The organism is Paenibacillus sp. Soil750 (assembly GCF_001428045.1).
GTDB classification, from domain to species: domain Bacteria; phylum Bacillota; class Bacilli; order Paenibacillales; family NBRC-103111; genus Paenibacillus_E; species Paenibacillus_E allorhizoplanae.
In genome coordinates, this window is record NZ_LMSD01000010.1 from 22,424 (window position 1) to 36,902 (window position 14,479).

Here is a 14,479-nt window from a genome sequence, read left to right on the forward strand (position 1 = left end):
AAACCCAAACCTAAGATTAACGAGCCCTATGTGACGGCGACTACATCCTTTAATTTCGTAGCAGAATTGCCTCAAATGAACACACAATTTCAAGAAACGTTTCGTATGTTTCCTGATTTTGTTAGTAGAGAATTAACCCATAACATGACATATGGTGTTTACTATCTAAGTAATTTGGTGGATTCGGAGCTTCTTTTCCAAGAAATCCTCGATCGATTAATTGAAATAGAAGAGCTGACTTCCCCTGAGAAGTTAGTGAATTTGCTGCCAATAGGTCAGCTGTTATTGGACGATAATTGGTACCACATGCAGCAACATATCTTGCAAGGTTGGACGTATATCCACATTAGCGGGTATAAGTATGGCCTTCTGGCCAACACGATAAAACGAAGAGAACGAGCGTTGACTAAGCCTGAAAATGAGAGTCAAATTCTAGGGCCACAAATTGCTTTTACGGAAAATTTGGAAACCAATTTGGCGCTGATCCATCAATATTTGCCTAACCCGGATTTATGCGAAATCGCAATAAATATGGGTGAAAATACGAAAACGAGCGTTCACCTCGTCTACTTAAGCAACCGCGCTGATTTAGAAATGGTGACTCATATCTATAACCGCATTCAGGCGTTAGATCTGGAAGCGCTATTAGATGCAACGATTTTAGCTCAGTGGCTGGAAGATAATCCTAGCTCTGCTTTTCCGCAAATGATCACGACTGAGAGGGTAGATAGAGCGATATTTCCACTTCTAGAGGGAAAGGCTGTTATCGCCGTTAGCGGCAGTCCGCAGATCATCATTTGCCCCAACACTTTTTTTGATTTTTTTAAATCAATTGAAGATTATTACTATAGATGGCTTACGGGCCTGTTGTGGGTATTGCGATATCCCTCTTCGCTACAGCCACGTATGTAGCTGCACTTACCTACCATTACGAAGTAATTCCGGAGGCACTTCTGGTCCCTCTTGCTCAGTCTCGCGCTAGAGTACCTTTTCCTCCACTTGTAGAAGCGCTAATGCTGGAAATGATTATTCAGCTATTAAGCGAAGCTGGTGCAAGACTACCATCCAAAGTAGGTCAGACGATGGGCATTGTTGGTGGTATTGTCATTGGACAGGCGGCGGTACAAGCTGGATTCACTAGCAATATTTTAATCATCATTGTTGCGTTGAGTGCCTTATCCTCGTTCACTACGCCAGTGTTTGCCATGGCAAATACGATCCGTATTATTCGGTTTCCAGTTATCCTATCCGCAGGCATAATGGGTGGTCTAGGTATTGCTGTTAGCATTGCTTTTTTAGTTCTACATTTACTGCGGCAATCTAGTCTGGGACAACCTTATTTCTACCCTCCTTATTCAATTGAAAATAAAAACAAACGAGATGGTCTCATAAGGATTCCATACAAATTGGCCCCGAAACGCTCCGTATTCGCCAATAATGGGGAGAACAACAACCTGAAGGGAAACACGGATATCGATGAGTAAAACACAACAAACCTACATGTATAGCAGTTTTTTACTCATGTTTATTATCCATGATGCTCTGGTGGGGGTTGGTCTCCCTGGTTATCAAAGAATAGTGTTTGGAATAGTAGGCCATGATGCGTGGATTGCTGTCTTGATTGCAGGTATCGTAACTCAGCTCGTTGTCTGGCTGATGATTAGAACATTGGCGAAATTCCCAAATAAGGACCTCTATGAAATTCATTTACTAGTCTACGGAAAATCGCTCGGCAATGTCTTGAATCTCATCTATATCGTTTATTTCTTATTCGCTACGATTATTGTGATGCGCAATTATATTGAAATGATTCAGGTCTGGTTATTTCCTAACGCTCCGCAGTGGGTACTTTCGTTATTGATTACAAGTATCGTTTTTTATGGTGTAAATGGAGGCATACGAACGATTGTAGGGGCATGCTTCGCTTTTGTGACGCTCACGGTTTGGCTCATCTTTCTACTTTACTTCCCTTTGAGATATGCGGATTGGACAGGGGTATTACCCCTACTTGAAACAGATCTAAAGCATCTGAGTAAAGGAGTTCTTTCGATGTCGTTCACTATGACGGGATTTGAAATTCTCTATTTTATTTATCCGTATGCCAGAGATAAGTCCAAAGTCCAACGGTATTCCCAAATTGGTTTAATGAGTGTCACTTTGGTGTACACAACTGTCATGTTTGTTTCTATTGTATTCTTCAGTGGGGGTGAACTTTTGAAGACAGATTGGGCTACGTTTACCATGTTGAAAATTATCAAATTTCCTTTCTTAGAACGGTTTGAGTATATAGGCGTTAGTTTGTGGCTCTTAGTGATAGTTCCTAATCTGCTCATGTACAGCTGGGCGGCGACCAAAGGGCTCAAACGTACGTTTTTATGGAAACAAAAATACTGGCTGTATCTATTTATGGGAGTTGCTTGTATCGCTTGTTCGTTCATTGACTCCCGGATACAGATTAATCAAATTAATGATTTTTTTGCTAAGTGGGCTGTTTATATTGTATATGTGTATCCGGTGTTTCTCTTTGGAATTGTCCATATATATTTCTGGAGGCAGAAGAAAAAGAGTCAGACAGAGGTGAACGAATGAAAAGATTCAATATCATTTTCTTTATGTTGCTGGTATGCATTTTAGTTAGCAGCTTACATTTAGAGACAAATGTGTTGGAGAAATTAGGAATGACGATAGCAGCAGGGTATGACCGAGGTGAAGGGGAAAAAATTAATGCTACCTATGTGATTCATCAGATCGATCCTAGTTCCAAATCATCTGTCATGACGATCACCTCTGAGGGGCTGACAAGTAAAGGAGCTCGCGTTGCTGCGAACCGTAAGTCGAATAAGAAGGTCGTTTCAGGTCAGCTTCGGGTCGCCATTTATGATTATAAACTTGCCCAGGCTGGACTCTTGCCATTGGTAGACACCTTATTTCGAGACGCCTCCATTGCTAGTACGGTTTATATGGCTATCAGTAAAGACAGAGCAGAAGATCTATTAATGCATAAATATACTCAGTTCCCGGATGTCGGAACCTTTATTGTAGACGACATTCACCAGAATATTATGGATGAACAGATGGTTTCAGGCACACTTCATGAATTCCTCTCTACCTTATATTCTACAGCAGATCCCATGGTACCGCTGCTACAACGAAAAGGCGATTCCATAGAGTTGAAAGATGTGGCTGTTTTCAGTGGTGACAAACTGGTAGGTACAGTAGCCCCAAGGGAAGCTTTCTTCCTCAAGACAATACGGGATCGTTTTAAAGCGGGGAGTATCGAACTGTCCTTAGACTCGGATCAATTAGGTGATATCGCGAAGAAAGTACAAGATAAGACCGTACGTGTTGTGGTGGAGAATATATCTAGCGATAGCAGTAAAAAGTTGATCAGCCAGAACCCACTTAAGTTTCAGGTCAATATCAAATTGAAGGGAATGCTTACGGAAAGCTCTGCGCAGCTCGATCTCGGTAAAGCCAGTGTCATTCAAGCCCTGCAAAAAGGAATGAATGAAGAATCAGAAAAGCAAATAAATGGTTTACTAAAGAAATTAACTTCCTTAAATTCGGATCCGATCGGATTTGGCGAAATTTTTCGGAGCCGAGTTTACCACTCGAATCTGACGAGTGAAACATGGCATGAGATGTATAAATCTGCATCCTATGATGTTCATGTAGACATGAAAATCGTGCGGCTGGGACAGATACAATAAGAGATAAAAAGAGTTGCCAATTAAACTGTAACCTGATAGTATACACTTAATCGAATATGAACCTTCGGGGTTGGGTGCAATTCCCTACCGGCGGTGAGGATACATGTATGCATGTATCTCCAGCCCGCGACTCCTGGCCAGTAATGGCTGGGACTGACTTGGTGTAATTCCAAGGCCGACGGTATAGTCCGGATGAGAGAAGGTGAAGAACAAACTTGTTAAATTTCATTATTTAACAGGTCTGTTTGTCAATGCCCCCGCTATCAACATGAGCGGGGGTATTGTTCTTCGAGAAGGTTCAATTCAAAACGTTCTTTAGGAGGTTTTTGAATTGGAAAATGTAGTTAAGTTTGGTAGTAAAGGTGCGCTTTCTCCATCCACGCGTACGAGTGGGATGAGCGGGATCTGGTATGTCGCACTTGGCGCAACCCTGTGGGGACTAGATCCACTATTTCGCATCTTATTATTGAAAAGTTTTACCTCGGCGCAAATCGTGTTCATCGAACATGTTCTATTGGCTATTTACGCTGTGCCCGTATTAATGAAATATCGCCGTACGTTAACAGGTAAGCTCTCTCTTACTGTTATTGGCGCACTGCTGTTCATTTCTTGGGGGGGATCGGCGATTGCCACCATTCTATTCACCGCGGCTTTCTCTCATGGCAGCGCCAATGCGATCTTGCTTCTGCAGAAATTACAGCCCTTATTCGCAATTATCTTAGCTCGTGTGCTGCTCAAAGAGACGTTGCCGTCGAAGTTTTTTGCCTATATCGGGGTGGCCTTGTTAGGGACCTATCTGCTTACGTTCGGCCTCGACTTGCCTGGCATGGGTTTGAAGGATTTAGGTACAATAAGCTGCTTATTCTCCATATTGGCAGCTGTTTTGTGGGGGGGTTCAACGGTAATGGGGAAATATCTGCTTCAGAAAAAGTTGGATTTCCCTGTCGTGACTTCACTTCGCTTCTTGCTGGCACTTCCACTTCTATCGATTGTTCTGTTAGCAAGTGGTGACCATTGGGCGCTGAACAGTTCGAGCGGTGAACTGACGATTATTGCGGTAAATTTGCTGTTCCAAGCCTTTTTCCCAGGCCTGCTTAGCATGCTGCTATATTATAAAGGTTTGTCCTCCACCAAAGCGTTCTTTGCGACGCTAGCTGAACTTGCCTTCCCTGCAGTGGGGGTCTGTATGAACTGGCTCGTATTTGGTCAAAAGCTGACGATAGGTCAGTTGCTTGGGTTTATACTTATCTGGTTGACGCTATGGTTTATGAGTCGGAAGAGCAACCAGAGGGGGCAATAGACGCTAGGGAAGGAATTTCTAGTAACCCCCCTCCCAACTCCCATCTTTTCAAAAAATGTATAACATGATATATTAATATCAACATATGATATAACATTTGGTTGGGAGTAGGGAGTGGGGAGCAATGTCGATAGATTCAAGACCCATTTATGAGCGAATTTATGAAACGCTGCGGGAAGAGATTCTACAACGCAAATATAACATTGGAGACCGCGTTCCTTCCGAGAAGGAATTGGCCGATGACTATAACGTGAGCCGGATCACAAGTAAGAAAGCGCTGGAGATGCTGGCGGAAGTTGGACTGATCGTCCGTAAGCCGGGGAAGGGCTCTTTTGTCGCGGATGAAAGCGAGCCATCAGCGGAAGCGTTGTCTTCCGAGGATCGGGCCAAACATAACTTGATCGGCCTTGTCATCACGGATTTCGGCAATACGTTTGGGACGGAAATGATTTACGGCATGGAGCGTGCCTCGGCCGACAACGACAGTTTCCTTGTGCTGCGCCGTTCTTTCGGCTTGCCTGAGAATGAAGAGAAAGCGATTCGTTCGTTTCTCGAATTAGGCGTGGATGGCATCATTGTATTTCCTGCGCAAGGGGAGTTCTACAATGCGGAAATCCTGAAGTTAGTCATTCAGCAATTCCCTTTAGTGTTGGTGGACCGTCACCTTAAGGGGGTAGCGGCAGCTTCGATCAGTACAGATAACATCAGTGCTGCACGCACAGGTACGGATTACTTGCTTGATTTGGGCCATAAGCAAATCTGCTTACTCACGCCGCCGCCTATGGATACAACGGCGATCGAAGATCGGATTGAGGGCTTCGTACGCGCTCACGCGGAACGCGGGGTTCTCGTGGACCGATCCCTGTGGTTGGACGAAATTACGTCTACGCTTCCGAATTCGTTCCATCAACCCAACATTAATCAAGATATCGAGATGATCAAGACGCTTTTGCGGAGCAATCCGCACATTACAGCTTTATTCGCGATGGAATATAATATAGCCTTACTAGCCAAGGCAGCGGTGGAGCAGATGGAACTTCAGATACCAGGGGACATTTCTATCCTATGTTTCGATAGTCCACCAACTACGCTGGGCAGCGGCTATCGGTTTACACACATGATTCAGAATGAGGATGAAATCGGCAAGCTGGCTGTTGAGAACGTGCTGAAGCTCAAGCGCGGTGAGAAAGTGTCGAATAGAACGACTTTGGACGCCAAGCTAATCATCGGAGAGTCTACAGGTCCAGCTAGATGACTGAAATATCGGAACCACCTACAGCCAAATAGTAAGGCCTACACCAGAGATTGCTAAACTAGCAATCTCTTTCTTTTCGAGGTTAGTATATTAACTTAATTAAATGATATGCAAATAGTATAATAAATACATATTGACATAACCTTAATTGGTCGCCTATAATCATAAATGTAAGCGTTTTATTTCCAAGTTAAGGGAGATGATTCACCCGATGAGGAAATCTGCTATGCTGCCGACATCTATGTACAATCTCATTGATCATGTAAGTAAAGAGCTGCATCATCTAGAGCGGCCGAAGCTGGCTGCCATGTTTGGCGAATGCTTCGCGAATACATTTCAAACCACGATTGGGCAGCTGGAAGACGGTTCAACGTTCGTTATAACAGGTGATATACCAGCCATGTGGCTGCGCGATTCTTCTGCCCAAGTTCGGACGTATCTGCTGCTAGCACAAGAAGATCCCCTCATCGCCGATATGATTGAAGGTGTCGTGAGAAGGCAAGTTCAGTATATTGGGCTTGATCCGTACGCGAATGCTTTCAATAAAGAACCACATGGCGCAGGCCACCAGCAGGACATCACAGCCATGAGCCCATGGATTTGGGAACGTAAATATGAAATTGATTCTCTCTGCTACCCCATTCAGCTCAGTTACTTCTTATGGAAGGTAACGGGCCGCATCTCACATTTTACGGACGAATTTCGAGCAGCCGTTCTTTCCATCCTTCAGCTTTGGCGAGTAGAGCAATCCCATGAAACCCATTCCCCTTATCGCTTCCAACGGTTGAACTGTCCACCTACAGATACCTTAACAAGAGAAGGACTCGGCAGCGCAGTTGGCTATACCGGCATGACTTGGTCTGGTTTTCGCCCTAGTGACGACGCTTGTACATATGGCTATTTGGTGCCAGCTAACATGTTCGCCGTCGTGGTGCTTGGCTACCTTGGAGAGATCGCGGATAAAGTTTGGATGGACCGTACTATAAGTGACGAAGCCCTTCAATTAGCTGCTGAAATTAGAGATGGGATCGAGGCATACGGAACCATCCCGCATCCTACGCTAGGTGTCATGTATGCTTACGAGACTGACGGCCTTGGAGGCTATCATCTGATGGATGATGCCAATGTTCCCAGCTTGCTCTCCATCCCGTACTTAGGCTACACAGAAATGTCGGATCCGACGTATCAGCGCACGCGGAGCTTCATTCTAAGTGAAGAGAATCCTTACTTTTATCAAGGGGAAGTTGCGCAAGGCATTGGTAGTCCGCACACACCCGAGCGTTACATTTGGCCCATTTCACTTGCTATTCAGGGACTCACGGCTTCCAGCCAAGAAGAAAAGCTTCGACTATTAGATCTACTGGCTGCTACAGATGCTGGAACAGGGTTCATGCATGAAGGCTTTCATGTGGACGATCCTGCGAAGTTTACGCGACCTTGGTTTTCCTGGGCAAACGCGATGTTTAGTGAGCTGGTATTGGATGTATGCGGTCTTTCGATTATGAAAATAGTTCGGTCATCATGCTAGGTTATGTGGGGGTAACCCTTTTTAACATAGGCAGTGAAAAGTAGCTTGTTTCATATAAAAGGGAGGAAGAATAATGAAAAAATGGATGACTGTGATTACCGCTATGACACTAACGCTTAGCTTAGCAGCTTGTACGTCCAAAACCGACACGAATCAAACGACAGCAAGTACGAAGCCTGAGGGGACAACGGCTCCTGCAGCTACGGCATCAACCGCACCAGCGGCCAAAGCGCCAGTAGAAATTACCTTCTGGGGTGACTGGGGTGGAGAAGGTGAAAAGCAGTTCGTCATGATGGCGGATGCCTTCAATAAATCGCAGGACAAAATTAAAGTGAAATACGTGCTGCAGGAAGACATGATTACGAAGTTTCTGACTGCTGCGACCTCAGGCGGCTCTCCGGATGTGATGTTCTGGGATAGATGGCGGACATCTCTATATGCTTCCAAGAATGTCCTTCACCCCATCGACGAATATATGAAGAGAGACAACATTAAGCGTACTGATTACTACGATGAAGCGCTCAAAGAACTATCTGCCGGTGATAAACTGTACGGTCTTCCTTTAACAGTGGATGCTAGAGCACTCTTTTATAATAAGAAATTATTCGCTGAGAAAGGACTTCAACCGCCCAAAACGTGGGAAGAGCTGGAGAATGCGGCTAAGCAGTTGACCGTATGGGAAGGCGATAAACTGGTTCGCTCCGGGATGTCAATGAATGATAATGGCCTGTTCAATATGTGGTTGCAGCAAGCAGGCGGCTCCATGATAACTAGTGATATGAAGAAAACAAACTTCAATAACGACCAAGGTAAGCAGGTGCTGGATTTCTGGGATAAACTGATCAACAAAGATAAGGTATATAAAGTTGGTTTTGAAAAAGGGTTAGGTGAAGGCACCGATGCCTTCGTCACAGGTAAAGTAGCGATGACCTACACAGGTCCTTGGATGTTGTCTACGTATAAAAAATATGGCAAAGAGCTTGATTTCGGCGTTGTGCCTCCACCAGCAGGACCTGGCGGCGGTAAAGGAAGCGTCATGGGCGGCTTCGGTCTCGTAATTCCTGCGGGCTCTAAACACAAAGAAGAGGCATGGGAATTCGAGAAATGGTGGTTAGCGAATAAAGACAATGCGCTCTTATGGGCTAAAACCAGTATGAACCTGCCTGGCTTCAAGCCAGCGATGCAGGATCCATTCTTCAAGGATGACCCGAACTGGAAGCCATTCATGGATACGCTGGAATTCGCGAAGATTCGTCCGCAGCACCCCGGTTACTCCGTCATGGAAGTGGATGGATTGATGCCGAACCTGGATCTATTCGTTCAAGGCAAGCAAGACGCGGCAACGACCCTGAAGAAGGGGCAAGAGCAAGGAGATAAGCTGCTGGATCAGAACGCGGCAGGCAAGTAAATAGAGGCACACGGGGAAGGTGAACCTGATCTTCCCCTTTCTTGTAAGGAGGAAACCTATGGCATCCGTCAGCAAGCTTAGCCGACATCAAGCTAGAATGGGATACTTTTTCATTACGCCGACAATATTCCTGTTTGTCATATTTACGGTAATTCCCGTGATTATGGCGCTGTACTTAAGCTTCACGAATTATGACATCGTAAGCAAAAATGATTTTGTAGGCTTGGTCAACTATAAACGACTCGTGGATGATCCGACATTTTGGACGACATTGAAAAATGTCTTATTCTATTCGGTGCTGTATATTCCCTTGAATATCGCAATTTCGTTGTCCATGGCTGTGCTCTTTATGCGTAAACGAATCGGAGTGAAATTATTCCGCACAGCAGGTTATTTACCGACGTTAACATCAGGCGTTGCAGCTGCAACGGTCTGGATTTGGCTGCTGAATCCTGAATTTGGACTCGTGAATGAGCTGCTGAGCAAAATTGGCATTACAGGACCCTCGTGGCTGGGGGAAATGCCCTATGCGATGATCTCCATCGTATTCGTGACCTTATGGCAATCCGTTGGTGCGAACATGATCATTTATTTGGCCGGATTGAACGGTGTTCCCGAGCATCTGTACGAATCGGCAAAGCTGGACGGCGCGAATGCTTGGCAATCGTTCCGCTACATTACTTGGCCCGTTCTAAGGCCGACGACTTTTTTTGTCAGTACTATGGCGATTATTGGCGCACTTCAACTCTTCGATCAAGCCTATGTCTTGACCAAGGGCGGTCCTGCGAACTCGACCAAGACGACCGTGTACTATATTTATCAGCAAGGCTTTGGGCAGTTACAAATGGGATACGCAGACGCTATGGCCTTCGCCTTATCGCTTCTGATCTTAATATTCTCACTCATGAATATGAAGCTTAACAAAGAAGAAGACGCCATGATCTAGGAGGGTGGATTATGAAACCAAAGTATTTGTATACGACGATTCTGTACCTCATTTCCATCGCAGTCTGTCTAGTCATGGTGATCCCTTTTGTTTGGAGTTTAATCACTTCAGTTAGGCAGGATGAAGAGATTTTCATGCTTCCGATCAGGTGGATTCCTTCCAGCTTGACGATGTCACATTACACGAAAGCTTTCGACCTAGTCCCGTTTGGACTGTATTTCAAAAATTCGTTTTACTTAGCCTTTATGGGTGTCCTGTTCAATCTATTGTTAGGTTCATTGAGCGGGTACGCGTTCGCTAAGCTTCGGTTTAGAGGCCGTGACACGATGTTCAAAATATTGCTCGCCGCCATGATGATTCCTGGAGTCGTAACCTTGATCCCGCAATTTTTTGTGCTCAAGCATATTCCCTTCGTGGGCGGGAATGACTGGCTTGGCGGAGGCGGGAATGGCCTGTTGAATACGTTCTGGGCTGTTATTTTGCCAGGAGCTTCGGGATCATTCGCTGTCTTCTTTATGCGGCAGTTCTTCGTATCCTTACCGAGTGATCTGCAAGAGGTGTCACGCATCGAGGGGAGCGGGGAGCTGCGCATTTATTGGAACATTTATATGCCGCTGGCGAAGCCGGCTTTAGCCACATTAGGCATTTTCACTTTCCAGGCAGGCTGGAATAGCTTCCTAGGTCCTCTTATTATGCTGAACGATCCCGCTAAGAAAACAATTCAGTTAGGCTTAGCTGCATTTACGTATAACAAGCAGGTTGATTTCGGACCTTTGATGGCAGGTGCTTTAATTGCAGTGGTTCCCATTCTAATCCTCTTCCTGTTATTACAGAAGTATTTCGTGCAGGGGATTGCTTTTACAGGGACCAAGGGATAAAACACAAGTCAGACTCGAAGGTGAATGGAATTGAACAAGCGATGGAACAAGCGATGGAACATGCGAATAGCCATAGCGGCTTTCGGAATTGGGTTAATCATAGTGGCAATCTGGGGAGTGATGAACATGGGGAATGAGCATATCGTGACGGATGGACAGGTGAATGAAGAAGCTAAGACTGAAACCTGGGAGAAGCGAGCAGCATTAGCGCAAGCAGGATTGATGAAGCAATATTGGAACAGTAAGCGGAACTTATTCGATAATTTATCGCCGTGCAACGATTTGTGCAATGAGAAGTTTCACTATTGGTGGCAAGCCCATGGCGTAGATGCGTTGGTGGATGCTTATCTAAGAACGGGAGGTAGCGAGGTTAAAGGCTATTTGGCCAATATGTACCAAGGTATGTTAGATCGCAATGGCGGTGCTTGGCCGAATGATTTCTATGATGATATGGAGTGGTTAGCAATAGCATGGCTTCGAGCTTATGAGGCGACAAGGGAAGACAAGTATAAACAAGCGGCACTGCTGCTATGGGAAGATATTAAGACAGGATGGAATGAGGAGCAAGGCGGAGGTATTGCTTGGCGTAAGCCGCAGATGGATTATAAGAATACACCGGCGAATGCCCCAGCAGTCATTCTAGCAGCGAGATTGTATCAGCAGTTTGGCGATGCGGAGGACTTGGCATGGGCCAAGAAGATCTACGACTGGCAGAAGGCGAACCTCGTGGATCCCGAATCAGGCTTTGTCTGGGACGGGAAAAACCGTGAGGGTGACGGCAAGATCGATAAGAGCTGGGAGTTCTCTTACTGCCAAGGTGTTTACATAGGAGCGGGCGTTGAGCTATTTCGAGCAACGGGAGACAGGAGCTATGTGGCGGACGCATCGCGAACCGCTCAAGCATCCAAAGCTAGATTGACCTCTCCGATCACGGGCATGCTGCCTAGTGAAAGCAATGGCGATGGAGGCCTGTTCAAGGGTATATTTGTCCGCTATTTGGCTGAACTTGTGCTAGTGGACCCGAGCCAGAAAGAGTCGCTGGACCTATTAGTAACCAATGCGAATAGCCTCTGGTCTTACGGGAGAGATGAGCAGCGCCAGATGTTCAGTAAGTCGTGGGCCACTTCGCCGGAACCAGCGGAGGATTTAAGCGTTAATTTAAGCGGCGTCATGTTGTTGGAAAGAATGGCTGTTTTGGAGGAGAAGGGTTTGCTGAAAGAGCGTTGAACGCTGAACGCTGAGTGCTGAGTGCTGAGTGCTGAGTGCTGAGAGCTGAGAGCTGAGAACTGAGAGCTGAGAGCTGAGAGCTGAGAGCTGAGAGCTGAGAGCTGAGTGCTGAGAGCTGAGAGCTGAGAGCTGAGAGCTGAGAGCTGAATGCTGAATGCTGAGAGCTGAGAGCTGAGAACTGAGAGCTGAGAGCTGAGAGCTGACTGCTGACCGCAAACCGCAAACCGCAGACCGCAGAACCCACGCTCCCTTGCTCAATACTAGCTAACGGACATGAGAGCCGCTATTTGCCTATAATATGAGGTTTTGACAATCTAACGGACACAGATGACGTTATTTCATGGAATCCATCAACAAGTGGGGGATTATTACCATAATAACGTCCATCATGTCCGTTAAATTCTGAAACAAGCTAATTTGCTAGAAATAACGGTCGTGATGTCCGTTAGAATATCAGTGGACCTAGGCAATTTGCAAGAAAGGAGCTACAGATACGCAGGATGGAGGAAATTCATTCGAGAGGAGGTGAATTTGATATATTTGTAAGCGCATTCATTCGCGAGTTCAGTCGATCTTTGCACTCATCTTTTAATAGAAACGGAGTTGTTGGACATGAGTCTAGTACAAAGAACAGCAGCCAAATGGGTAAGCATGTGTTTGGTCATGGTCTTATTTCTTACGGTTTTGGGAGGCGCCAATCGCGCTTCTGCTTTCACGACAGCCAATGCGGATACAGCGATGACGTCTTTCGTAAACACGTTTTATGATGCATCGGCTAAATACTTCTACACGAACAGCGATCATCAGATTCAAGCTGCCCATGCTTATGGTCCGAACGGAGGACTCTACACGGATTTCTGGTGGGAGGCTCAGCTGTGGGAAACGGTGATGGATGCTTATCAACGTACAGGAAACAGCACATATCGTACTATGATCGATGATATTTACACGGGCTTCAATGCGAAATACACGAACATGGTAGCGAACCAGTTTAATGATGACCTCGGCTGGTGGGCGCTTGCCTGTCTGCGTGCCTATGAGATTACGGGAACACAAGAATATTTGAACCGCGGCTCCTTTCTCTTCGATCACGTCTATGCCAGCTGGGATACCTCTTATTATGGCGGCGGAATTTGGTGGAGATCGGATGCGCAGAATCCGGCAACCAGCACCAACGCTCAGAAAAATATGGCTACCAACGCGCCTATGGTCATGACCGCCATTAAGCTGAAAAATGCTTACAATAACGCCAGTTATTTAACGAAAGCGCAGCAAATCTACAGTTGGATTCAAACGAAACTAGTCAATGGCAGCAAGGTAAATGATCACATGGAAGGTACAGGAGCCGGGATCGTGAAGGATTGGGACTTTACGTACAATTACGGTACTTATCTAGGTGCAGCTACAGCGTTATACATGGCTACGGGTACAGCTAGTTATTTGACGGATGCGAATAATGCTGCTAATTACGTCATCAACAAAATGACCTCGGCTACCACACTATTATATGAAGGGGAAAATGACGCCCCTGGTTTCAAAATGGTTTTTGCACGCAACCTGAACCAGCTTCGCGTACAGGCGAGTCAGTCTCAATATCTCAACTTTCTGCAGCAAAATGCCACACAAGCGTGGAACCATAGACGTACATCCGATGGGATCATCGGCAGTGATTGGACAGCGCCAACGGGCTCTTCCTACATTCAAAGCTTAGCAGCCGCAGCAGGAGCTTCCATTCTACAACTTGCGCCCGCAGATAATTACACAGGAAACATTGCTGGCAACGGGGTGTATGAAGCCGAGAATGCAAGACGTACCTTAGCAAGCGGCAGCGGCATGATCAATGAAAGCACACAGACTGGCTTTAATGGCCGGGGCTATGTGTCAGGTTGGAATACGAACGGCACGACCATCGATTTCTATGTGAATCAGAATACGGCCGGTACCAAAACCATTACATTCCGTTACGCGGCAGCGACTGGAAATGCGAGCCGTTACGTGAATGTGAATGGTGTTGATGTGGCTGCGAATCTCACCTTCAATGGAACCTCGAACTGGAGTACCTGGAACACCGTCTCCTTAACGGTTTCGTTAGCAGCGGGGTCTAATACGATCAGACTTGGATTTGCTAGTTCGAAAGGTAATACGAACTATTTGAATATAGACCAATTGTCTGGCTTATAAAAAATCTTGAAAATGGAGGAAGTTATGATTAAAGAAGCGGGAAATC

10 protein-coding genes, 1 pseudogene and 1 riboswitch are annotated in these 14,479 nt (G+C 45.8%); all 11 genes and pseudogenes read left to right on the forward strand.

What is annotated here, in order from left to right; genetic code table 11:
• The first annotated feature begins 144 nt into the window (after positions 1–144).
• The 11 genes and pseudogenes from ASL11_RS38115 to ASL11_RS10565 all read left to right on the forward strand — a co-directional run bounded on the left by ASL11_RS38115 (position 145) and on the right by ASL11_RS10565 (position 14,433).
• Positions 145–1,484 (forward strand): annotated as a pseudogene (locus ASL11_RS38115) (spore germination protein).
• The gene (locus ASL11_RS10520; RefSeq protein ID WP_056613260.1) at positions 1,477–2,589 is read left to right on the forward strand and encodes a GerAB/ArcD/ProY family transporter; all 1,113 of its coding nucleotides are present in this window, start codon (positions 1,477–1,479) and stop codon (positions 2,587–2,589) included. The pseudogene ASL11_RS38115 and the gene ASL11_RS10520 overlap by 8 nt, the downstream one beginning before the upstream one ends.
• The gene (locus tag ASL11_RS10525; RefSeq protein ID WP_056613262.1) at positions 2,586–3,710 is read left to right on the forward strand and encodes a Ger(x)C family spore germination protein; all 1,125 of its coding nucleotides are present in this window, start codon (positions 2,586–2,588) and stop codon (positions 3,708–3,710) included. Before ASL11_RS10520 ends, ASL11_RS10525 begins: the two co-directional genes overlap by 4 nt.
• A gap of 56 nt (positions 3,711–3,766) precedes the next feature.
• Positions 3,767–3,918, forward strand: a riboswitch (FMN riboswitch).
• Positions 3,919–4,104: 186 nt separating this feature from the next.
• Positions 4,105–5,010 carry a DMT family transporter gene (locus ASL11_RS10530; RefSeq protein WP_082595392.1) on the forward strand — a complete coding sequence of 302 codons (906 nt, stop codon included), beginning with the start codon at positions 4,105–4,107 and terminating at the stop codon, positions 5,008–5,010.
• Between the two features lie 124 nt (positions 5,011–5,134).
• Complete coding sequence (locus tag ASL11_RS10535) at positions 5,135–6,265, forward strand: GntR family transcriptional regulator (protein WP_056613267.1); 1,131 nt, start codon at positions 5,135–5,137, stop codon at positions 6,263–6,265.
• A gap of 211 nt (positions 6,266–6,476) precedes the next feature.
• Positions 6,477–7,793, forward strand: a complete 1,317-nt coding sequence (locus ASL11_RS10540) for a glycoside hydrolase family 125 protein (protein ID WP_442953057.1) — start codon at positions 6,477–6,479, stop codon at positions 7,791–7,793.
• 73 nt (positions 7,794–7,866) lie between these two features.
• Positions 7,867–9,201, forward strand: coding sequence for an ABC transporter substrate-binding protein (locus tag ASL11_RS10545; RefSeq protein ID WP_056613269.1), 1,335 nt, complete (start codon positions 7,867–7,869; stop codon positions 9,199–9,201).
• A 58-nt stretch (positions 9,202–9,259) separates the two neighbouring features.
• Positions 9,260–10,147 carry a carbohydrate ABC transporter permease gene (locus tag ASL11_RS10550; protein WP_056613271.1) on the forward strand — a complete coding sequence of 296 codons (888 nt, stop codon included), beginning with the start codon at positions 9,260–9,262 and terminating at the stop codon, positions 10,145–10,147.
• Between the two features lie 11 nt (positions 10,148–10,158).
• Complete coding sequence (locus ASL11_RS10555) at positions 10,159–11,025, forward strand: carbohydrate ABC transporter permease (protein ID WP_056613274.1); 867 nt, start codon at positions 10,159–10,161, stop codon at positions 11,023–11,025.
• A gap of 30 nt (positions 11,026–11,055) precedes the next feature.
• Positions 11,056–12,252 (forward strand): glycoside hydrolase family 76 protein, encoded by a 1,197-nt coding sequence (locus ASL11_RS10560; RefSeq protein ID WP_235550442.1) that lies wholly within the window; start codon positions 11,056–11,058, stop codon positions 12,250–12,252.
• 612 nt (positions 12,253–12,864) lie between these two features.
• Positions 12,865–14,433 carry a glycoside hydrolase family 76 protein gene (locus ASL11_RS10565; protein WP_056613276.1) on the forward strand — a complete coding sequence of 523 codons (1,569 nt, stop codon included), beginning with the start codon at positions 12,865–12,867 and terminating at the stop codon, positions 14,431–14,433.
• The last annotated feature ends 46 nt before the right edge of the window (positions 14,434–14,479 follow it).